Below are 24064 nucleotides of genomic sequence, written 5' to 3'. Positions count from 1 at the left end.
GCGACACCGAGCATGGAAACATCCGTCGAACAGATCGTCGAAGCGCTGCGCCAGTCGTTGATCGAGAACGAGCGGCTGCGCGCGCAGAACGCCCAAGCGGCCAGGGAACCGGTCGCGATCGTCGGGATGAGCTGCCGGTATCCCGGTGGCGCCGACACCCCGGAGAAGCTCTGGGAGCTGGTCGCCGGAGGCACCGACGCGATCGGGGACTTCCCGGCCGACCGCGACTGGGACGTCGACAACATCTACGACCCCGATCCCGACGCACCGGGCAGGACCCACGTGCGCGAAGGCGGGTTCCTGCACGAGGCCGCGTGGTTCGACCCCGCCTTCTTCGGCATCAGCCCGCGGGAGGCGCTCGCCATGGACCCGCAGCAGCGGTTGCTGCTGGAGGTCTGCTGGGAGGCCCTGGAACGCGCGGGCATCGACCCCCACAGCCTGCGCGGCAGCCGGACCGGCATCTACGCGGGCGTGATGTACCACGACTACGGGACCTGGCTCACCGAGGTGCCCGAGGAGGTCGAGGGCTACCTCGGCAACGGCAACCTGGGCAGCGTCGCGTCCGGGCGGGTGTCGTACACGCTCGGGCTGGAAGGCCCCGCCGTCACGGTGGACACGGCGTGCTCGTCCTCGCTGGTCGCGCTGCACCTCGCGGTGCAGGCGCTCCGGTCAGGCGAGTGCTCGCTGGCGCTCGCGGGCGGGGTGACGGTGATGTCCACCCCGGACACGTTCATCGACTTCTCGAAGCAGCGCGGTCTCGCGCAGGACGGGCGCTGCAAGTCGTTCGCCGAGGGCGCGGACGGCACGGGCTGGGGCGAGGGCACCGGGATGGTGTTGCTCGAACGCCTCTCCGACGCGCGGCGCAACGGGCACCGGGTGCTGGCCGTGGTGAGCGGTTCCGCGATCAACCAGGACGGTGCGTCGAACGGGCTGACGGCGCCGAACGGCCCGTCGCAGCAACGCGTGATCCGGGCGGCGCTGGCCGACGCGGAACTCGAACCGTCCGATGTGGACGTCGTGGAGGCGCACGGCACCGGCACGCCGCTCGGTGACCCGATCGAGGCGCAGGCGTTGCTGGCGACCTACGGCCAGGGCCGCGGTGAACCGCTGTGGCTCGGTTCGATCAAGTCGAACATCGGGCACACCCAGGCCGCGGCGGGTGTCGCCGGGATCATCAAGATGGTCGAGGCCATGCGGCACGGCAGGCTGCCCCGGACCCTCCACGCCGGCGAGCCCACCTCGAAGGTCGACTGGGAGGAGGGCGCGGTCGAGCTGCTCCGCGAGGCGCGCGACTGGCCGGCGCGCGACGGGCGGCGCAGGGCCGCCGTGTCCTCGTTCGGCATCAGCGGCACCAATGCCCACGTCATCCTCGAGTCACCGCCGGCGGAAGAGCCCGTCGTGGAACCGGCCGAGCCGTGGTCGGGCCCGGTGCCCCTGGTGCTGTCGGGAGCGAGCGGACGCGGCCTCGCGGCGCAGGCCCGCCGGATGCTCGACCACCTCGCCGCGACCCCGGACTCCCCGGCCGACATCGCGTACGGCCTCGTGGCGTCGCGTGCGGTGCTCGACGAACGCGCTGTCGTCGTCGGGAACGACCTCGCCGCGCTGACGGCGGGGCTCACCGCGCTGGCCGCGGGCGACACCGCCACCGGTGTCGTGCGCGGTGCCCGCGCCCCCGAGTCGCGGGTCGCGTTCGTCTTCCCGGGCCAGGGCTCGCAGTGGGCCGGCATGGCCGCCGACCTCCTCGACTCCTCACCGGCGTTCTCCGCCGCGCTGGCGGAGTGCGCGGCGGTGCTCGACCCGATCACGGGATGGGACCTGCTCGACACCGTCCGCGCCCGGCGTGAGCTGGGCCGCGTCGACGTCGTGCAGCCGGTGCTGTGGGCGGTCATGGTGTCGCTGGCGGCACTCTGGCGTGCGCACGGGGTCGAACCCGCGGCGGTCATCGGCCACTCGCAGGGCGAGATCGCCGCCGCGTGCGTGGCGGGCGCGCTCAGCCTCGCCGACGGTGCGAAGGTGGTGACCCTGCGCGCGAAGGCCATCGCCGACGAGCTCTCCGGCCGCGGCGGGATGCTGTCGGTCGCGCTCCCGGCCGAGCAGGTGCGCGAACGACTCGCGGCCCACGGCGGCCTCCTCGAGATCGCCGTGGTGAACGGCCCGCTGTCGGTGGTGGTCTCCGGCGACCCCGAGGCGCTCGGCGAACTGCGCGCGGCGGTGATCGCGGACGGGCACCGGGCCAAGCTCGTGCCGGTCGACTACGCGTCGCACTGCGCGCACGTCGAGGCGATCCACGAGCGGCTGCTCACCGACCTCGCCGGCATCCGGCCGCGCACGGCGGACGTGCCGTTCTACTCGACCGTGACCGGCGGCCGGATCGACACGGTGGTCCTCGACGCCCAGTACTGGTACGAGAACCTGCGGCAGACCGTCCTCTTCGAACAGACGACCCGCGAGCTGTTCGACGCCGGGTACGGTGCCTTCATCGAGTGCAGCCCGCATCCGGTGCTGCTGCACAGCATCGCGGAGACGGCCGACGCCGCCGGCGTCGACGTCACCGGGGTCGGGTCGCTGCGCCGGCACGACGGCGGTTCCGAACGGCTGTTCACCTCGCTGGCCGAGGCGTTCGTCGCCGGGGTTCCCGTGGACTGGCGCGCGGTGTTCAGCGCTTCCGGCGCGCGCGTGACCGATCTGCCGACGTACGCGTTCCAGCGGGAACGCTACTGGCTGGGCCGGTCCGGGGCGACGGGCGACGTCACGGCGGCCGGCCTCGACACCGTCGCGCACCCGCTCGTCGGCGCCGCGGTCCCCGTGGCCCAGGACGAGGACGGTGCGGGAGCGGTGGTCTTCACCGCCCGTCTCTCGACGTCGGCGCTGCCGTGGCTCGCCGATCACGCCGTGGCCGGCACGGTGCTGCTCCCCGGCACGGCGCTGGTCGAGCTCGCGCTGTCGCTGGGCCACGACCTCGGGCACGGTCACCTCGCGGAGCTCACCCTCCACGCGCCGGTCGTGCTGGCCGGGCGGGGGAGCGTCCAGCTGCAGGTGCGCGTCGACGCGCCGGACGAGACCGGGCACCGCGCGCTGACCGTCCACTCGCGACCGCACGGCGATCCCGGCGAACCCTGGTCGCGCAACGCCTCCGGCCTGCTCGCTCCCCAGCCCGCGGCCGCGGCCTTCGACCTGGCGGTGTGGCCGCCGAGCGGCGCGGAACCGCTGGTCGTCGACGACGCCTACGACAGGCTCGCCGCGCTCGGCTACGACTACGGTCCCTCCTTCCAGGGGCTGCGCGCGGCCTGGCGGCGGGGTGACGAGCTGTTCGCCGAGGTGGAGCTGCCCGTCGAGGCGGCGGGCTTCGGCCTGCACCCGGCGCTGTTCGACGCCGCCCTGCACGTGGACGGCCTGGCCGCCGACGGTGCCGACGAGACGAGCCTGCCGTTCGCCTGGACCGGTGTCTCCCTGCACGCCACCGGCGCGACCGCCCTGCGAGTGGCGATCCGGCGCGGTGAGACCCTGTCGCTGCGCATGGCCGACCCCACCGGCGCGCCGGTGGCGGAGGTGGAAGCGCTGGTGGCACGCCCGGTCGACCGGGGTGCCGTCGCCACCCGCACCGACGACCTCTACCGCCTGAGCTGGCCGGTGCTGCCGGTACCCAGGACCGAACCCGGCTCGTTCGTCGTGTGGGACGGTGACTCCGCACTGCCCGATGGCGCACACGAGTGGGTGGTCCTGCCGATCGACGGGACCACCGGAGGCGCTCTCGACCCCGCTGCCGCGGCACGCGGCACCACGGGACTCGCGCTCGCCGCGATCCAGCGCTGGATCACCGAGGAGCCCTCCGCGCGGCTGCTCGTGCTCACCGGGGGCGCAGTCACCGAACCCGTCCGCGACGTGGCCGCCGCCGCGGTGTGGGGCCTGGTGCGCGCGGCCCAGGACGAGCACCCCGGCCGGTTCGTGCTGGTCGACTCCGGCGACGGGGTGGAGGCGGCGGTCGCGGCCGCGGGCGCGACCACCGAACCGCAGCTCGCCGTGCACGACGGCACCGTGTCCGTGCCACGCCTCGCGCGAGTGCCGGCCACCGCGCGGACCGTGACCCTCGACCCGGAGGGCACGGTGCTCCTGACGGGGGGCACCGGTGTCCTCGGTTGCCTGGTCGCCCGGCACCTGGTGCAGGAGCACGGTGTGCGGCGGCTCGTCCTCACCGGCCGCCGCGGTGTGGCGGCGGACGACCTGTCGGACCTCGGCGCCGACGTGTCGGTGGTCGCCTGCGACGCCGCAGACCGCGACCAGCTCGCCCGCGTGGTGTCCGCCGTGGACCCCGCACACCCGCTGACCGCCGTGGTGCACCTCGCGGGTGTGCTCGACGACGGCCTGGTGAGCGACCAGACCCCCGAGCGCCTCGACGCGGTGCTGCGGCCCAAGGCGGACGCGGCGTGGCACCTGCACGAGCTGACGAAGGACCTGGACCTCGCGGCGTTCGTGCTGTTCTCCTCGGCCGCCGGCACGGTCGACGGCGGGGGACAGGCCGGCTACGCGGCGGCCAACGCGTTCCTCGACGCGCTCGCCGCGCACCGCCGGTCCCTCGGCCTGCCCGCGCACTCCCTCGCCTGGGGGTTCTGGGACCAGCGCACCGGGCTCACCGAGCACCTGACCGACGCCGACGTCGAGCGCATGGCCCGCGCGGGCGTGCGCCCGATCCAGACCGCCGACGGACTCCGGTTGTTCGACGTGGCGCTGTCCGCGCCGGACGCCCGGCTGGTGCCGATCGCTCTCGACCTCCCGGCTCTGCGCAGGGCGGGAGAGGTGGCACCGCTGCTGCGGGGGCTCGTGCCCACGGGCAAGCGCGCCGCGACCGGTCTCGCCGCCGCCGCGCGGTCGTCGCTCGTCGACCGCCTCACCGCCCTCGGTCCCGCCGAACGCGACACCGAGCTGCGCGAGCTCCTCCGCACGCTCGTCGCCGCCGTGCTCGGCTTCGGTGACGACCTCGTGCTCGACCCGCGCCGCCCGTTCCGGGAGACCGGCTTCGACTCGCTGACCGCCGTGGAACTGCGCAACCGCCTCGGCACGGCGCTGGGCCTGCGACTGCCCGCCACGCTCGTCTTCGACTACCCCGACGCCGACGCGCTGATCGCATACGTCAGCGCGGAGCTGTTCGGCGCCGAGGCGGACGAGCCCGTGCCGGCCGCGCCGGTCACCGTGGACGCGCAGGACGATCCGGTGGTGATCGTCGGCATGGCCTGCCGGTTCCCCGGCGGCATCGCCACGCCGGAGGACCTGTGGCAGCTCGTCACCGACGGCCGCGACGGCATGGGCGGGTTCCCCACCGACCGCGGCTGGGACCTCGCGCACCTCTACGACCCGGAGCCGGGCAAGGCCGGGCACTGCAGCACGGCCGTGGGCGGGTTCCTCCACGACGCCGACCGGTTCGACCCCGACTTCTTCGGCATCGGCCCGCGGGAGGCGCTCGCCATGGACCCGCAGCAGCGGTTGCTGCTGGAGGTCTCCTGGGAGGCGCTGGAGCGCGCGGGCGTCGACCCGCACACCGTGCGCGGCACCCGGACCGGTGTCTACGTGGGCGTGATGTACCACGACTACGGCAGCAGGCTGCGCGCCGTGCCCGAGGAGGTGCGCGACTACCTCGGCAACGGCAGTCTCGGCAGTGTCGCCTCCGGCCGCGTCGCCTACGCGCTGGGACTGGAGGGCCCGACGCTCTCCGTGGACACCGCGTGCTCGTCGTCGCTCGTCGCGCTGCACCTCGCCGCTGAGGCCGTGCGACGGGGCGAATGCGACCGTGCTCTCGCCGGTGGCGTGAGCGTGATGTCGACCGCGGACACGTTCGTGGACTTCAGCAGGCAGCGCAACCTCGCGGCCGACGGCAAGGTCAAGGCCTTCTCCGTCGACGCGGACGGCACGGCGCTGTCCGAAGGCGTCGGCGTCCTCGTGGTGGAACGGCTGTCGCAGGCCCGGCGCCACGGCCACGACGTGCTGGCCGTCGTCCGCGGCTCCGCGGTGAACTCGGACGGGGCGTCGAACGGCCTCACCGCGCCGAACGGCCCGTCGCAGCAGCGCGTGATCAGGGAGGCGTTGCGCGTCTCCGGCCTCGAACCGTCCGATGTGGACGCCGTGGAGGCGCACGGCACCGGCACGACCCTCGGTGACCCGATCGAGGCGCAGGCGCTGCTGGCGACCTACGGCCAGGGCCGCGGTGAACCGCTGTGGCTCGGTTCGATCAAGTCGAACCTCGGGCACACGCAGGCCGCGGCGGGCGTCGCCGGGGTGGTGAAGATGGTGCAGGCGATGCGCCACGGCGTCCTGCCCGCGACGCTGAACGTCACCGCGCCGTCGGCGGAGGTGGACTGGGACGCCGGTGCCGTGCGGCTGGTCACCGAGCAGCGCGCCTGGCCGGAGTCAGGCCACCCGCGTCGTGCGGGCGTGTCGTCGTTCGGGATCAGCGGCACCAACGCCCACCTGATCCTGGAGCAGGCCCCGGCCGCACCTCCCGCGCCGGAACCCGCGGCGGAGGCCCCCCTGCTGCCGTTCGTGGTCTCCGCGACCACACCGGACGCACTCGCCGCGCAGGCCGCGCGACTGCGGCAGGTCGCGGGCGCGTCGCTGCCGGACCTCGCCTACTCGCTGTTCACGACGCGCAGCACGTTCGGCCATCGTGCCGCCGTGGTGGCGCGCGACGCCGGTGAGCTGGACGCGGCGCTCGAGGCGCTCGCCGGGGGACGCACGTCGGAGGCGGTCGTCACCGGGCGTCCGGTGGCGGGCAAGGTCGCGTTCCTGTTCACCGGGCAGGGCGCCCAGCGGCTCGGCATGGGGCGTGCGCTGTACGAGAGCCACCCCGTGTTCCGCGCCGCCTTCGACGAGGCCTGCGAGGCGCTGGACGAGCACCTCGACGTACCGCTGCGCGAGGTCGTGTGGGCCGATGCGGACGACACGAGCGCGTTGCTCGACCGCACCGACTACACCCAGTGCGCGTTGTTCGCCGTCGAGACCGCGCTCTTCCGGCTGCTCGCGTCCTACGGCGTGCGGCCGGACTGGGTGGCGGGCCACTCGATCGGCGAGCTGACCGCGGCCCACGTCGCGGGCGTGTGGTCGCTGCGGGACGCCGCGCGTCTCGTCGCCGCACGCGGACGGCTCATGGCCGCCCTGCCCGCCGGAGGCACGATGCTCGCCGTCGACGCGGCGGAAACCGACGTGCTGCCGTACCTGACGGCCGACGACGTGGCGATCGCCGCGGTCAACGGGCCGAGCGCCGTCGTCGTGTCCGGCTCCGAAGCCGCCGTGGCCGCGGTGGCGGACAAGCTGACCGGCCGCCGCACGAAGCGGTTGCGGGTCAGCCACGCCTTCCACTCGCCGCTGATGGAACCGATGCTCGCGGAGTTCGAGCAGGTCGCAGCCGGACTGGAGTTCGCGGCGCCGTCGATCCCCCTGGTGTCCAACGTGACCGGTGAGCGCGCGACCGACGAGGAGCTGTGCTCACCGGCGTACTGGGTGCGGCACGTGCGCGAGGCCGTGCGCTTCGCCGATGGCGTTCGCACGCTCGCCGACGCCGGGGTGGGCACCTTCATCGAGGTCGGTCCCGATGCGGTTCTCACCGCGATGGGCCGCGAGGTCGTCGGTGACGCGGAGAACGCCACGCCGGCCTTCGCACCGGTGTGCCGACGCGGGCACGACGAGGTGCGCACCTTCGCCACGCTGCTCGGCACCGCCCACGTCCGAGGAGTCGACGTCGACTGGGCGCAGGCGTTCGAGGGCACCGGCGCGCGCACGATCGACCTGCCGACCTACGCCTTCCAGCACCAGCGGCTGTGGCTGCACGACGAGCCCGGCGCGGTGGTGGACGCCCGCGGCCTCGGCCAGACCCCCGCGGCGCACCCGATGCTGGGCGCTGCCGTGACGCTCGCGGGCGACGACACCGTGGCGCTGACCGGGCGGCTGTCGATCGCGACGCACCCGTGGCTCGCCGACCACGTCGTCGCCGGGACCGTGCTCGTGCCCGGCAGCGCGTTCGTGGAGCTCGCTGTGCGCGCGGGCGACCAGGCCGGCTGCCCGCACGTGGCCGAGCTGACGCTCGAACGGCCGCTGACGCTCGCCGCCGGTGAGGCCGTGCAGCTGCAGGTGACCGCTGCCGCATCAGGATCGGACGGCAGTCGCGCACTCGCCGTGCACTCGCGTCCGGAAGGGACGGACGCGGCCTGGACGCGGCACGCCACCGGTGTCCTCGGCACGGCCTCGGCGGAGGAACCGCCCGCGCTGGGCGAGTGGCCGCCCGCGGGTGCGGAGCCGATCGACGTCAGCGGCGTCTACGACCGGCTTTCGGCACAGGGCTACGACTACGGGCCGCTGTTCCGCGGGCTGCGCGCCGCGTGGCGCGACGGTGCCGACGTGTGCGCCGAAGTGCGGCTGCCGGACGGCAAGGGCACCGGTTTCGGCCTGCACCCGGCACTGCTGGACTCGGCACTGCACCTGCTCGACCTCCTCGATGGCCAGGACCCGGACGTCATGGCCCTGCCGTTCTCGTGGGAGGGCGTCGACGTGCACGCCACCGGGGCGACCGCGCTCCGGGTGCGGTTGACGCCGCTGGAGCAGGGCCGGCTCGGCGTGCGCCTGTACGACGGCGTGGGCGCTCCGGTCGCCGACGTCGCCGCGCTGAGCCTGCGCGAGATCGACCCCGGCCAGCTGCGGACGACCGAGCCCGGTGACCTGCTGCGCCTCCACTGGACGCCGAAGCCGGTCGGAACCGCGACCGCCGAACCGCGGGTGCACACCGTGGACCACGCCGGTGGCGAGGTGACGGCCGCGACGCGTGCGACGGTGGCGGCCACCCTCGCGGTGCTGCAACGCGAGGCCGGCGGCACCGCGAGCGGTCCGCTCGTGGTCCGCACCCGGCGTGCGGTGGCGGTCACCGCGGACGAGACCCCCGACCTCGCGCAGGCGGCGGTGTGGGGCATGGTGCGCGCGGCCGCCGTCGAGCACCCCGGCCTGTTCGTGCTGCTCGACTCCGACGGCACGGCCGAGTCGGACGCCGTCCTCGCGGCCGCTGTCGCGACCGGGGCTCCGGAGCTGGCGTTGCGCGCCGGGGTGGCCCACGTCCCCGAGCTGTCCGAAGTGGACGGTCCGGGCACGCCCGTGCCGCTCGACCCGGCGGGCACGGTGCTCGTCCTCGGCGGCACCGGTGGCCTCGGTCTGCTGCTGGCCCGCCACCTGGTGGCGAACCACGGGGTCCGTCACCTGGTGCTGGTGGGGCGCGGTCACCGCGAGCCGGACCTGACGGAGCTCCACGAGCTCGGTGCGCTGGTGGAGGTGGTGGCCTGTGACGTCACCGACCGCGCCGCGCTGGCCGGACTGGTCGCCGCGGTGCCCGCGGACCGCCCGCTGACGGCCGTCGTGCACGCGGCGGGCGTCCTCGACGACGGACTGCTCACCGACCTCACCCCGCACCGGTTCGAGACGGTGCTGCGGCCCAAGGCGGACGCGGCGTGGCACCTGCACGAGCTGACGAAGGACCTGGACCTGGCGGCGTTCGTGCTGTTCTCGTCGGCGGCGGGCACCCTGGGAGCCGCGGGACAGGCCAACTACGCGGCGGGCAACGCCTTCCTCGACGCCCTCGCCGCGTACCGCCGTTCCCTGGGCCTGCCGGCGCACTCGCTCGGGTGGGGCCTGTGGGAGACCGCGGGCGCGGGAGGCATGGGCGCGAGCCTGGACGAGGCGGAGCGGAGCAGGCTCGCCCGCGACGGCATCCTGCCGTTGCCGGTGAGTCGCGCGCTGGAGTTGTTCGACGCCGCGCTCGGTGCCGACCACGCTGCCGTCCTGCCGGTGCGGGTGCGCGTCACCGAGGACGCTCCCGCCCTCGTCCGCGCGCTGTCCGGGCACGCCGCGGCGGCACCGGTTCGCCGGGTGGCGAACGCCGCCGGTGAGGTCGTGGCCGAGCCGCTGTCCGCACGGCTGCCGAAGCTCCCGGCGGCCGAAGGCAGGAAGCTGCTCACCGAACTGGTGTGCGGTCACGTCGCCGGCGTGCTGGGCCACACCTCCGCGGCCGCGGTCGAACCCGACCGCTCCCTGGGTGACCTCGGCGTGGACTCACTGGCCGCGCTCGAGCTCCGCAACCGGCTCGGAGCCGACACCGGCCTGCGGTTGTCGAGCACGCTCACGTTCGACCACCCGACCGCCGACGCACTCGCCGAGCACCTGTTCACCGAGCTGGGCGGGGCGACAGCGGCCGCGGGGGCGGTGGACCTGGAGGCCGAGGTGGTCCGGCTGGAGACGCTGCTGGACACCACCGCGGACCCGGCCTCGGTGGACGACGAGCAGCGCGCCAGGGTGGGCGCCCGGCTGCGCGCACTGAGCGCGCGCTGGGACGGTGCCGCCACCTACGGCGCGGACGTACCGGTCGTGAGCGACGAGCGCGCGCTGGAGACCGCGACCGTGGAGGAACTGCTCGGCATCCTGGACGACGAGCTCGGAAGCCACATCTGACGCGCGAAGCGGCCCGCCATCCTATGGCGGGCCGCTTCGGCACGTCTGGGCTCGTCCCCCGGGCGGTTGTCAGTCCACCGCCGTCTTCTGCCGCTGCGCCTGCTCACCGACGATGATGTCCGACGGGAGCTCGGAGCGCTTGGCGACGTTGAGCTTGCGGTACACGCGGGTCAGGTGTTGTTCGACGGTGCTGATCGTGACGTGCAACCGGTCGCTGATCTCGCGGTTGGTGTAGCCGAGCACGGCGAAGTGCGCGACGCGGCGTTCGGCGTCGCTGAGCAGGACGGTCCCCCTCTGGTCGGAGTCGGAGGCCGTCGGTTCCGCGTCCTCGAGCAGGTGCTGGTCGACGGGGGAGACCATCCGGCACGCCTCCGCCTCGCGCGCGGCGTGCTTGGCGACCAGCCGTGCGCGGGCGAACTCGCCGAACTCGTAGTGCGCGGACGCCAGTTCGGCGTACGCGTGAGCGAGGGACTGCCGGTCGCCGCAAGCCTTGAGCAGGTCGATCGACTGGTGGAGCAGCGGTGCGCGCTGGTAGGGCTTGCTGGTCGCCGCCAGCACCCTCAGCGCGAGGGCCTGGGCGTTCGCGCTGCTGGTCCGCGAACGCCGCAGCTCCTCCTCGGCCAGTGTGCGGGCCGTGCGCGTCTTGCCCAGCCGCAGGTACGCCATGGCGAGGTCGGTGCGCCACGGAATGCCGCGCTGCAGCTGGGAGTTGCCCTCCCGGATCAGCCGTGCGCTGGTCTCGAAGTCGTTCAGTGCGGCGAACGGCTGCGCGGTCTCCAGGTAGTGGTGCCCTCGCGCGCGCAGGTACTGCACGCCGAACACGGTGCGGTACATCGGTTTCGGCACGGGGAGGTTGAGCAGCTGCTCGTTGTGCGCGATCGCGCCCAGCCCGGGGTTGGCGAACAACGCGGTGGACAGCGGCAGGCCGATGAGCACACCCCACCCCTGCGGGGCCAGCAGCTCCACCGCCTCCCTCGCCCCTGTCAGCGCGGCCGGCAGGTCTCCCTGTAATCGTGCGACCTCGGCCTGCACGCTCCCCAGGATCGCCTGCCACGTCTTGGCACGCCGCGCGACGGCGGACTCCAGCAGTCCCTCGCAGGCGGCGCCGGCCAGCGCCGGCTGGCCGGCGTACGCGATCGCCAGCAGCGACATCGCCACGATCTCGAGGTTGAGGTCGTCCAGCCGGTGGCCCTGCAGGCACTGCGCCAGCGCGGTGGTGGACTCCGCCGTGTCCACCCCGTTGAGCAGGGCGCTCAGCGGCGCCATGATGCCGTACATGGTGCGCCGTTTGTCGGGGTGCCCGTTCGAACGGGAGGGGCCGGCGGGTTCGCCCGCGCCGTAGAACCACTGCCGGATCATGTCGACCTCTTGCCGCACCAGCTCGTCGGCCGAGGAGACCGGCGGCGGCAGCGCTTCCGCGATCCGGCCGGCCAGCTCCGTGTCGCCCTGCCACAGCACGTGCCGGAGCACCGTGGTGGCATCACGCAGGTCCAGCTCGCCCTTCTCGGCGGCCTGCCGCAGCGGGTCGAGGCGTCTGCCGGCCGCGGCCGGGTTGGTGAGCCACTCGACCCTGGCGAGCGCCGCGGTGATCTCGTGGCTTTCCGCGGTGCCGGAGCAGCCGCGCAGGGCGAGCTGGAGGCAGGCGGCACAGCGTTCGAGGTCGTCCCGCCCGAGCGCCGCCTCCGCGGCGCTGCGCAGCGTGCTCGTGCCCCAGCCCGCCGGCACGAGCTCGGCGGCGAGCAGGTGTGAGGCGACCACCTCGGCCGGCGCGCCGGAGTTGTAGAGCGCTTCGGCGATCCTGCAGTGCAGGGTCGTGCGCAGGTCCGGTCTCATGTCCTCGCGCACCGCGGCCGCGGCGGCCGGGTCGAGGAAACGGCGACCGGTGAGCAGGCCGGTCGAGTTGCCCCGGTCGACGGCGTTGCTGACCGTTTCGTCGCTCACACCCATGGTCTCGGACAGGTTGACGCTGTCGATGGTGTCGCTGAGGTGTTGGACGGACTCGCCGAACAACGCCAGCAGCCGCAGCACGTGGATCTTCTCGGACGAGTTGCGGTGCAGCAGTTGCAGGACCGCGTTGCGGTACGCGGCTCCCGCGACCGGCCGCTCGACCAGGGCGCCGCGCGTCTTGCAGTCGTCCAGGAGCGCGTGCGCGAGCAGCGGGACACCCGCGGTCATCCGGGAGAACCCGGTCGTCAGTTCCTCGGAAGGCGGTCCTCCGGCGTCCGCGGCGAGCAGCTCGGCGAGCTCCGCGGCGGACAGCGGCGCCAGCCGGATGCGCCGGTGCGGATGGCGGTTCAGCTGCCGGGAGGAGACGGTGCGCGAGGCGTCGTCCTCGATCCCGAGCGTGCACACGACGAGCAGCTTGCGGAACCGGCCGCGCTGCAGCAGGTGCACGATGCTCGTGGTGGACCAGGCGTCCATCAGGTGGGCGTCGTCCACCGCGAGCACCAGCGGGCAGTCCTCGTCCGCGCGGCCGAGCAGAGCCTCCGCAGAGGCTTCCAGCTCGGCCGTGGGGAAATCGACTTCTTCACTTTTTTCTCGCGGAGGGTGAACGCGGTCGGAAACGATGTGGTCTTGCTTTTCGCTCCACAGCTCCGGGCAGGCGGTTCCGCTGTTCTTCAGCAAATTCCGGGCGAGGCTCAGCGGTCTGTCCCGGGAGGCGGGGTCTGCCGTGGCGTGCAGTATCCGCGCACCCGATTCCCGGACGCTGATCAGAAACTCGTCGAGAACCTGGGTCTTTCCGGAACCGGGTGTGCCGCTCACCAGTACGAGCAGGCCGTTTCCTCTGGTGCTCTCGACGAATGCTTCGTGCAGACTGGCCAGTTCTCTCGTTCGACCGAATATGCGCGCCATCGCCTCGTATTCCGTCCCAGTACCCGCAGGGAGCCGGGGAACTCGCACTCGCCGTTGTGTGCGGCCGCGCCCTGGTGCGAAGCCACCGCCGGTGAGAAGGGTGATGACCGTTCGTCCGCGGTCACTCCGACCTCACGGGGAACGACTCCGCAATGACTGCTTCCGGAGTCGCTCATGTCATGCAGCGGTGTTGCCCGGCATGGGTCCAAGCTAGCACGATTCGGGATACTTTCGCCGGTGTACGAAGGGCACATGTCTCAATTCGCGCCCGGCCGTTCAAGATCCTTTCCGGACGGTGAACCTGCCGGTAACACCGTTGTTAACTGACTCGCGGATCAACGCGGAACCGTCCTGGGAATTCTCCTAAACCACTTGGTCGCGCGTGTGTGCCGGTCTCATCCGGCCCTCTCCGGCAAGCGACCTGCGCCAGGATGTGCCGGCCCGTCCCCACGTCTGACCCCTGCACTGCAGGACGCCCTCCTGGGGGCATTAGGGGTACCTGACGTGAATGCCGTCTCCCTAGCCTCCGATGCAGAGCGGCCAAGGGGGTCCGCGGGCGGAAGCCAACGGCCGAACAGGCACGGCGATCGTGATCGGATGGCGCGCTGGTGAACAACGAAGATCAGCTTCTCGACTACCTCAAGCGGACCACGGCGGAGCTGCGGGAGGCGCGGAAGCGGTTGCGCGAGCAGGAAGAGCGGGAACGCGGCCCGGTCGCGATCATCGGGATCGGCTGCCGGTTCCCCGGTGGCGTCACGGCGCCGGAACACCTGTGGGACCTGGTCTCCTCCGGTGTCGACGCGATCTCGGAGTTCCCGTCGAACCGGAACTGGGACATCTCGGCGCTGTACGACCCCGATCCGTCGCGCCGCGGGCACACCTACGCCCGCACGGGCGGATTCCTGCACGACGCCGCCGAGTTCGACCACGACTTCTTCGGCATCAGCCCGCGTGAAGCGCTCGCCATGGACCCGCAGCAGCGGCTGTTGCTCGAAACGTCCTTCGAGGCGTTCGAGCGCGCCGGCATCGCCCCGTCGTCCCTGCGGGGCAGCCGCACCGGAGTCTTCGCGGGCGTCATGTACAACGACTACGCCACCAGGATCACCTCGGTCCCGGAAGACCTCGACGGCTACCTCTCCAACGGCAGCGCCGCGAGCATCGCCTCCGGTCGCGTCGCCTACACCTTCGGGCTCGAAGGCCCGGTCGTCACCGTCGACACCGCCTGTTCCTCCTCCCTGGTCGGGCTGCACTGGGCGGTGCGCGCGCTGCAGTCCGGCGAGTGCTCACTCGCGCTGGCCGGCGGCGTGACGGTGATGTCGACTCCCGAGACGTTCGTGGACTTCTCACGGCAGCGCGGACTTGCTCCCGACGGCCGGTGCAAGGCGTTCTCGGCCGACGCGGACGGCACGGGCTGGGGCGAAGGCGCCGGGATGGTCCTGCTGGAACGCCTGTCCGACGCTCAGCGCAACGGTCACCCCGTGCTCGCGGTGATCCGCGGTTCCGCGATCAACTCCGACGGTGCGAGCAGCAGGCTGACCGCGCCGAACGGGCCGTCGCAGCAGCGCGTCATCCGGCAGGCGCTGGCGAGTGCCGGTCTGAAGCCGTCGGACGTGGACGTCGTGGAGGCGCACGGCACCGGTACGGCGCTGGGCGACCCGATCGAGGCGCAGGCGCTGCTGGCCACCTACGGTCAGGACCGCGCGCACCCGCTGCTGCTCGGTTCGGTGAAGTCGAACATCGGTCACGCCCAGGCCGCGGCCGGGATCGCGGGCGTGATCAAGGTGGTGCTGGCCATGAAGCACGGCGAGGTTCCGCCGACGCTGCACGCCGACACCGCCACCGACCAGGTGGACTGGACCGCGGGCGCCGTCGAGCTGGCGGTGAAGCGGCAGCCGTGGCCGGAGACCGGCCGGCCGCGCAGGGCCGCCGTGTCCTCGTTCGGGCTCAGCGGGACCAACGCGCACGTGGTGCTGGAGCAGCCTCCCGCGCCGGCACCGCCCCCGGAGGCCGGGACACCGGCGAGTTCCGCGGTGCCGTGGATCGTCACCGCGCGCACGCCGCGCGCGCTCGAGGACCAGCGTGCCCGCCTGCGAGCACACCTCGCCGAACACCCCGAACTGCGCAGTGCGGACGTCGCGCTGTCCCTTGCCGTCACGCGGTCCAGGTTCGAGCACGGCGTCATCGCCGTCGGCAGGGACGAGGGGGAGCTGCTCGACCGGCTCGCCCTCGCGTCCCCGTTGGCCGGCAAGAGGGGTTCGACGGCGTTCTTGTTCACCGGCCAGGGTTCGCAGCGGATCGGCATGGGCCGCGCGCTGCGTGCGGCGTTCCCCGTGTACGCCGAAACCTTCGACGCCGTGTGCGTGCTCGCGGACCGGTACCTGGACGAGCCGCTGGCCGCCGTGATCGACGGCGACGCCGAGCTGCTGAACCGCACCGACTACGCGCAGCTCGCCATCTTCGCCGTGGAAGTCGCGCTGTACCGGTTGTTCGAGTCCTGGGGGATCGTGCCCGGCCACCTGGTCGGCCACTCGGTCGGTGAGCTGGCCGCCGCTCACGTCGCCGGTGTGTTCTCGCTGGAGGACGCGGTCGCGCTGACCGGTGCGCGGGGTCGCCTGATGGCGGCACTGCCGTCCGGGGGCGCGATGGCCGCGGTGCGGGCCTCCGAGGCCGAGGTCGCGCCGTTCCTCACCGGCCAGGTGGCACTCGCGGCCGTCAACGGCGAGCGGTCGGTCGTCGTCTCCGGCACGGCCGAAGCCGTCGACGAGCTCGCCGCGCGGTTCGGGAAGGTCAAGCGGCTCACCGTGTCCCACGCCTTCCACTCGCCGCTGATGCGTCCGATGCTCGCGGAGTTCGCGCAGGTGGCGGAACGGTGCTCCTACGCGGAGCCGCGGGTGCCGATCGTCTCGACGATGACGGGTGAGCTCGCGACCACCGCGCTGACCACACCGGAGTACTGGGTCGAGCACGTGGTGAAACCGGTCCGCTTCGCCCCCGCGCTGGCGGCTGCGCACGCGCTCGGCGCGCGCCGGTTCGTCGAGCTGGGACCGGACGCCGCGCTCACCGCGCTCGCCGCCGACGCACTCGGCGGTGACAGCGTGGCGATCGCCGGGCTCCGCCGCGACGGTGACGAGGAACTGGACGTCGTCAGCGCCGCCGCGACCCTGCACGCCGCGGGGGGCACAGTCGACTGGGAGCGCTTCTTCGCCGCCCACAACGCCCAGCGGGTGGAGCTGCCGACCTATGCGTTCCAGCGCGAACGGTTGTGGCTGGAGGAGAGCACGACGCCGGCGGGCGACCCGGAGGGGCTCGGCCAGCACTCGACCGGGCACCCGCTGGTGCCCGCGGCGACCGACGTGCCCGAGAACGGGGCCGCCGTGCTCACCGGACGGCTCTCGCCGACGGCGCAGACCTGGCTGGCCGACCACTCGGTGCACGGCGCGGTGCTGTTGCCCGGTACGGCGTTCGTCGAGCTGGCCCTGCGAGCGGGTGAGCACGTCGGGTGCGACACCGTCGAGGAGCTGACCCTCGACGCACCGCTGCTCCTCCCCGGCGAAGGCGCGGTGGCCGTCCGGGTGGTCGTCGGCGGTGCGCGCGACGACGCGCCGGACCGCCGTGAACTGACCATCTGGTCCCGCCGGGGTGACGCCGCAGACGAAGGTGGCTCCTGGACGCGCCACGCGAGCGGCACCCTGGCCGCGGGTGCGGGGGAAGCGGCCGCGGCGCCGGAGGTCTGGCCGCCGGAGGGAGCGGAGCCGGTCGAGCTGGCCGACCTGTACCCGCGGCTGGCGCGCACCGGCTACGGCTACGGCGAGGTGTTCCAGGGCCTGCGGGCCATGTGGCGCCGCGGCGACGAGCTGTTCGGCGAAGCCGCGCTGCCCGACTCCGCCCGGGGCACCGCCGCCGGGTTCGGCCTGCACCCCGCGCTGCTCGACGCCGTGTTGCACGTCAACCTGCTCGACCTGCCCGACGGACGTGCCGTGCTGCCGTTCGCGTGGGGCGGGGTGCGGTTGCACCGCGCCGGTGCCGACGTGCTGCGGCTGCGGCTCTCGCCGGACGGGACGGGTGCGGTGTCGCTCGAGCTGTCCGATCAGCACGGGCACCCGGTGGCCAGTGTGCGCAGCCTCGTCGCGCGCCCGGTGTCCCCGGAGGCGCTCGCGGGCTCCGCGGACCTGCCGCTGTACCGGATCGAACTGGTCGCGGCGTCCGGTGCGGCCGACCGCTCCGACACCGACCCCGTGTTCGTCCCGCCGGTGCCCGACGCCGGTGACGAGGTGCCGGGAATGGTGCGGGAACGCGTGCACACGACGCTCGACCGGGTGCGGGGGTGGCTGGACGACCCGCTGTCCGCCGGACGCCGCCTGGCCGTGGTGCTGCGCACGGGCGACCTCGCCCACGCGGCCGTGCGCGGGCTGATCCGCGCCGCGGAGGCGGAGAACCCCGGCCGGTTCCTCGTCGTGAGCACCGATCTGGCCGCGACCGACGAGCAGGTCGCCGCCGACGACGCGGTCCGCGCGGCGCTGACCGTCGGCGAGCCGGAGGTCGTCGTCGCCGGCGGTGAGCTGTGGGTGCCGCGCCTCGCACGGGCCGAGTCGGCCGAACCGCTGTCCTGGGATTCCGACGGACTTGTGCTCATCACCGGCGGCACAGGTGGCCTCGGCGCGCAGCTCGCGCGGCACCTCGTCGCGGAACGCGGTGTGCGGCGGCTGCTCCTGGCCGGGCGCAGGGGAGCGGCCGCGCCCGGCGCCGAGGAGCTGCGCGCGGAGCTGGAGGCGGCCGGCGCGTCGGTGACGCTCGCCCGCTGCGACGTGACGGACCGCGCGGCGCTCGCCGCGTTGCTCGCCGAGCACGACGTGCGCGCCGTGGTGCACGCGGCCGGCGTGGTGGACAACGGTGTGCTGGCCGGGCTCGACCCCGAGCGCGTCGACCGGGTGCTGCGGCCGAAGGTGGACGCCGCGTGGCACCTGCACGAGCTCACGAGCGAACGGAACCTGTCGGCCTTCGTGCTGCTGTCGTCGGCCGCGGGCACGCTGGTACCGGGCGGCCAGGGCAACTACGCCGCGGCGAACACCTTCCTCGACGGGCTCGCCGAGCACCGCCGCGCGCTGGGACTTCCCGCCGTCTCACTCGCCTACGGCCTGTGGACGGGCACCGGTGGCATGAGCGACGACATGGACGAGGCGGACACCGAACGCCTGCGGCGCCTCGGGTTCCCGCCGCTGACCGCCGAGCAGGGCCTGCGCCTCTTCGACGCCGCGGTCGGTGGCGAGGAGGCGGTGCTCGTCCCCACTCGGCTCGACGCGGCCGCCGTGCGGCACCGCGCGGGCGGTGTGCCGCCGTTGCTGCGCGGTCTCGTGCGCGCACCGCGGCGGGCAGCCGAGCCGGGTGCCGGCGCCGCGAACGGCGCGGGCTGGCGCGAGCGACTCGCGTCGCTCACCGAAGCGCAGCGGGACAAGGCGTTGCTGGACCTCGTGCGCACTCACGTGGCCGGTGTGCTCGGCCACCCGTCGGCCGAGTCGATCGACCCGGGCCGCGCGTTCCAGGAGCTGGGGTTCGACTCGCTCGCCGCCGTGGAGCTGCGCAACCTGCTCGCCGCGGCGACGGGACTGACCCTCCCGGCGACGCTGGTGTTCGACCAGCCGAACCCGATCGCGCTCGCCGCGCACCTCAAGGCCGCACTCGTGCCCGGCCCCGAGGACCTCGCCCAGGCGGTGCTGACCGAGATCGACGGCCTGGAAGCGGCCCTGCGCGCGCTGCACGGCGACGGTGACGGGCAGGCCCGCGTGACGGCACGGCTGGAGGCGTTGCTGCACGCCTGGCGCGACGGCCGCACGGACGGCTCCGAACCCGCCTCGCCCGATGCCGGCGAGGCGAGCGACGACGAGCTCTTCGCGAGGATCGACAACGAACTGGGAGCCCTCTGATGGATGCCACGGCAGATTCGGCGACTGCGGACAAGCTCCGCGACTACCTCAAGCGGGCGACGACGGAGCTGGAGCGCAGCCGCCGCCGCGTCCGCGAGCTGGAGGACCGCCACCGCGAGCCCATCGCGATCATCGGCATGGGCTGCCGGTACCCCGGCGGGGTGCGCACGCCGGAGGACCTGTGGGAGGTCGTCGCCGACGGCGTCGACGTGGTGAGCGAGTTCCCGTCCGACCGGGGCTGGGACGCCGAGTCGTTCTACGTTCCCGAGCCCGGCCCGCCCGGCACCTCCTACGTCCGCGAGGGCGGCTTCCTGCACGACGCCGCCGAGTGCGACCCCGCGTTCTTCGGCATCAGTCCCAAGGACGCTCCGGGCACCGACCCGCAGCAGCGGCTGCTGCTGGAGGTCACGTGGGAGGCGTTCGAGCGCGCGGGAATCGACCCCGGGGCCTGCAAGGGCACCCCGACCGGGGTCTTCGTCGGACTGATGCACCACGACTACGTCGGCGGCACGATCTCCGGCAGCATCGTCTCCGGCCGCATCGCCTACACGCTCGGACTGGAGGGGCCCGCGGTCACGATGGACACCGCGTGCTCGTCCTCGCTGGTCGCACTGCACTCGGCGATCGGGTCGCTGCGCCGCGGGGAGTGCACGCTCGCCCTCGCCGGCGGCGCCGCGGTCATGGCGAGCCCGGAGATGTTCCTCGAGTTCAGCGAGCGCCGCGCGCTGTCCCCGGACGGGCGCTGCCACTCCTTCTCCGACGACGCGGCCGGTGCCGCCTGGTCGGAGGGAGCGGGGATGCTGCTGCTCGAACGCCTCTCGGACGCCGTGCGCAACGGGCACGAGGTGCTGGCCGTCGTGCGCGGCAGCGCGGTCAACCAGGACGGCGCCTCCAACGGCCTCACCGCGCCCAGCGGTCCGGCGCAGGTGCGCGTGATCGAGCAGGCGCTCGCCGACGCGCGGCTCGCACCGCACCACGTCGACGCGGTCGAGGCGCACGGCACCGGCACCACGCTCGGGGACCCGATCGAGGCGCAGTCCGTGATCACCGCCTACGGCCAGAACCGCCAGGCGCCGCTGTGGCTGGGCTCGATCAAGTCGAACATGGGTCACCCGCAGGCGGCGGCGGGCGTGGCCTCGATCATCAAGGCGGTCCAGGCGATCCGGCACGGCGTGCTCCCGAAGACGCTGCACGTCACCGAGCCGAGCAAGGCCGTGGACTGGTCCGCGGGCAACGTCCGGCTGCTCACCGAGACCCGCGACTGGCCGGAGCAGGACCACCCGCGCCGCATCGGTGTCTCGTCGTTCGGCATCTCCGGCACCAACTCGCACGTGATCGTCGAGCAGGCACCCGAGCCCGCCGCCGGGCAGGAGCGGGAGCGCGCCGCGCTGCCGGTGGTGCCGTGGGTGCTGTCGGGCAAGGGGTCCGACGCCGTGCGGCGTCAGGCCGACCGGCTGCGCGCGAGGTTCGGCGACGACGCCGACGCCGATCCGTTCGACATCGGGTTCTCGCTCGCCACCACGCGCGCGGCGTTCTCCCACCGCGCCGCCGTGACCGGCAGGAACCGCGCCGAACTGCTGGAGGCGCTGCGCGCGGTCGCGTCCGGGGACACCCCCGCCGTCGTCGCCGGGGCGCCCGGCGGGCTCGCGGTCCTCTTCTCGGGCCAGGGTTCCCAGCGACCCGGCATGGGCCGCACGTTGCACGCCGGGTTCGACGTGTTCGCGCAGACCTTCGACGAGCTCTGCCTGGCGTTCGGCAAGCACCTCGACGAACCGCTGCGCGACCTGATGTTCGCCGACCCCGAGGACCCGGCCGCCGTGACGGCGCTCGCGCGCACGGCCTACACGCAGGCGGCGTTGTTCACCTTCGAGACCGCGCTCTACCGCCAGCTGGAGCACTGGGGCGTGCGTCCCGACCACGTCGGCGGTCACTCGATCGGCGAGGTGGTGGCCGCGCACGTCGCGGGCGTGCTGAGCGTCGAGGACGCCGTCGCGCTGGTTGCCGCGCGCGGCAGGCTGATGCAGGCCTTGCCGTCCGGTGGTGCGATGGTGTCGCTGCTGGCCGCCGAAGCCGACGTCGTCCCGCTGCTGACCGAGGGCGTCGACATCGCGGCGGTCAACGGACCGCGCTCGGTCGTGATCTCCGGTGACGAGGACGCCGTGACCGCGGTGGCCGCGCACTTCGAGAAGACCACCCGCCTGACCGTCTCGCACGCCTTCCACTCGCACCGCATGGACCCGATGCTCGGACAGTTCCGGGAAGTCCTGTCCGGACTGACGTTCCACGAGCCCTCGCTGCCGGTGGTCTCCAACGTCACCGGCGTGCTCGCCACGGCGGAGGAGCTGACCTCACCGGAGTACTGGGTGCGGCACGTGCGCCAGGCCGTGCGCTTCGGCGACGGTGTCTCCACGCTGGTCGAGGAAGGCGCGACGCGGCTGCTCGAGGTGGGGCCGGACTCGGTGCTGACCACCATGGCACTGGCCGTGGTGGGCGAGACGGTCGCGGTCCTCCGCACGCAGCGGCGCGACCGGGCCGAGGACGAGACCCTCGTGGAAGCGCTGTGCGCACTGCACACCACCGGCGGAGGTCCTGAGTGGAGGGCCGTGTTCGCCGGCGGCCGCAAGGTGGACCTGCCGACGTACCCGTTCCGGCGCGACCGCTACTGGGAGGACGCGCCGATCCTGCAGGCCGAACGGTCCGCAGGCACCCGCGGCGACGTGACCGCGGCCTTCTGGGATCTGGTGTCCGAAGGGGACCTGGCCTCTCTCACCGCGACGCTGGGCGTCGGCGAGGACTCGGTCGCGCCGGTGCTCCCCGCACTCGCCTCGTGGTACGACCGGCAGCGCGCCGACGCGGCCGCCGACGCCTGGCGCCACCGGGTCACGTGGGCTCCGCTGGCACCGCCCGCGACGCCCGGTGGAGCGGCCTCCTGGCTCGTCCTGGCACCGCGGGACCCCGACGACTGGACGCGCGCGGTGCTCGACGGTCTCGCGGCGGCCGGGTTGCGGACCGAGGTGCTCGCCGTGCCCGGTGGCGCCGGCCGCACCGCGCTCGCCGAGCTGCTCGCCTCGGCCGGCCCCGGCGCCGACGGAGTGCTGTCGCTGCTCGCACCGGCCGCCGGCACCGCGGTGGAGGCGGCCGCGGTGACCGCGGCCCTCGTCCAGGCCCTCGGCGACGCCGGCCACGGCGCACCGCTCTGGTGTGTCACACGGGATGCGATGGCCCACGGCGCCTCATCCGCGGTGACCGGGGTCGACCAGGCGGCGGTCTGGGGCCTCGCCAGGGTCGCCGCGCTGGAGCACCCCGACCGGTGGGGCGGCGTCGTGGACCTGCCCGCCGAGCTGGGAACCGCCGCCGTGGCGCGGTTCGCGGCCGTGCTCGCCGACCCGGGAGACGAGGACCAGCTGCTCGTCCGCGAGTCCGTCGCCTACGGCAGGCGGCTCGAACCCGCGCCCGCGCGGATCGCGTCCCGCTGGGAGCCGGAGGGAACGGTGCTGGTCACCGGCGCCACCGGTGCGGTCGGCGCCGCCGTCACCGGCTGGCTCGTCGACCAGGGTGCGAAGCACCTGCTGCTGATCTCGCGGCGCGGCGCGGAGGCACCCGGTGCGGACGAGCTCGTCGCCGAACTGGCCGCGGCGGGTGTCGAGGCGCGCCTGGTCGCCTGCGACGTGGCCGACCGCGACGCGGTGGCCGCACTGCTCGACGGCATCCCCGCAGACCGTCCACTCTCGACGGTCGTGCACCTCGCGGGCGTGCTGGACGACGGCGTGCTCGACTCGCTCACGCCCGAGCGGTTCAGCGGCGTCTTCGCGCCGAAGGCCGACGCCGCGAGGCATCTGCACGAGCTGACGAAGGACAAGGGCCTCTCGGCGTTCGTGCTCTTCTCCTCGCTGACCGCGACGGTCGGCGGCGCGGGCCAGGCCAACTACGCGGCGGCCAACGCCTACCTCGACGCGCTCGCCGAGCACCGCCGTGGCATGGGACTCGCGGCGACGTCGGTGGCCTGGGGACCGTGGGGCGGCGAGGGCATGGCGGCACACGGCGCGGTGCGCTCCGCGACGGCCGCCATGGGCATCACGGCGCTCGACCCCGGCAAAGCGCTGGTGGCGTTGCGCCGTGCGCTCGACGGAGGCGACAGCGCGGTGACCGTCGCGGACGTCGAGTGGTCCACCTTCGCCCCAGCGTTCACCGCGACGCGGCCGAGCCCGCTGCTGGCGGAGCTTCCCGGGGCCACCGTCAGCGCGGGCGGCGGTGCCGGCACCGCCGAGCTCGCGGGCTTCGCCGACAGCCTCGCCGGCCTGACCGCCGGTGAGCGCGACCGGGCGTTGCAGGACCTCGTGTGCACCCAGGCCGCGTCGGTGCTCGGCTACGAGAGCGGTACCGCGATCGAGCCGGGCACCGCGTTCCGCGACCTCGGCTTCGACTCGCTGACCTCGGTGGACCTGCGCAACCGGATCAGCAGCGCGGCCGGCGTCCCGTTGCCCGCGACGCTGATCTTCGACTACGCCACGCCACTGGCCCTCGCCCGGCACCTGGACGAGCAGATCGGCGGCGGCGCGGCCGCGGACGCGGCGGGCACCGTGGACGGCGTGGTGGCCGAACTGGAGGGCATGGCCGCCCGGCTGACCGCGATGAGCCCGTCCGACCTGGAGCAGGGCCGGATCACCATGCGGCTGCAGGCGCTGCTCACCGACCTGAACGAGGCCCTCGTCGGTGACGGGGCGGCTGTGCTGGCCGGACGGCTGGAGGAGGCGTCGGCGGACGACGTCTTCGCCTTCATCGACAAAGAACTCGGCTCGGCCTGATCCGGCCGCGGC

At 73.9% G+C, this 24064-nt stretch carries 4 protein-coding genes; 3 read left to right on the top strand and 1 reads right to left on the bottom strand.

Going from position 1 to position 24064, the window contains the following annotated elements; genetic code table 11:
* Positions 1-12: 12 nt before the first annotated feature.
* A complete protein-coding gene (locus ACZ7CD_RS17980; protein WP_470379278.1) occupies positions 13-10473 on the top strand; it encodes an SDR family NAD(P)-dependent oxidoreductase in 10461 nt (3486 codons plus the stop codon).
* Positions 10474-10542: 69 nt separating this feature from the next.
* On the opposite strand, the gene ACZ7CD_RS17975 is transcribed toward ACZ7CD_RS17980, so the two are convergent.
* Entirely contained in the window at positions 10543-13326 is a 2784-nt protein-coding gene (locus ACZ7CD_RS17975; protein ID WP_470368743.1) for an AAA family ATPase, read from the bottom strand.
* A gap of 608 nt (positions 13327-13934) precedes the next feature.
* Here ACZ7CD_RS17975 and ACZ7CD_RS17970 point away from each other — a divergent pair.
* A complete protein-coding gene (locus ACZ7CD_RS17970) occupies positions 13935-19247 on the top strand; it encodes a type I polyketide synthase (protein ID WP_470379277.1) in 5313 nt (1770 codons plus the stop codon).
* A complete protein-coding gene (locus ACZ7CD_RS17965) occupies positions 19247-24052 on the top strand; it encodes a type I polyketide synthase (protein ID WP_470379276.1) in 4806 nt (1601 codons plus the stop codon). Before ACZ7CD_RS17970 ends, ACZ7CD_RS17965 begins: the two co-directional genes overlap by 1 nt.
* Positions 24053-24064: the final 12 nt, after the last annotated feature.

It is taken from the genome of Lentzea sp. NPDC036949 (assembly GCF_055608075.1).
The sequence above is the reverse complement of the archived record's forward strand: the minus strand, read 5'-3'. Positions and strand labels throughout refer to the sequence as shown.

Bases quoted from the DNA above. Each gene is read 5' to 3' on its own strand.
- ACZ7CD_RS17980 (WP_470379278.1), top strand. From the start codon at position 13: ATGGAAACATCCGTCGAACAGATCGTCGAAGCGCTGCGCCAGTCGTTG.
- ACZ7CD_RS17975 (WP_470368743.1), bottom strand. From the start codon at position 13,326: ATGGCGCGCATATTCGGTCGAACGAGAGAACTGGCCAGTCTGCACGAA.
- ACZ7CD_RS17965 (WP_470379276.1), top strand. From the start codon at position 19,247: ATGGATGCCACGGCAGATTCGGCGACTGCGGACAAGCTCCGCGACTAC.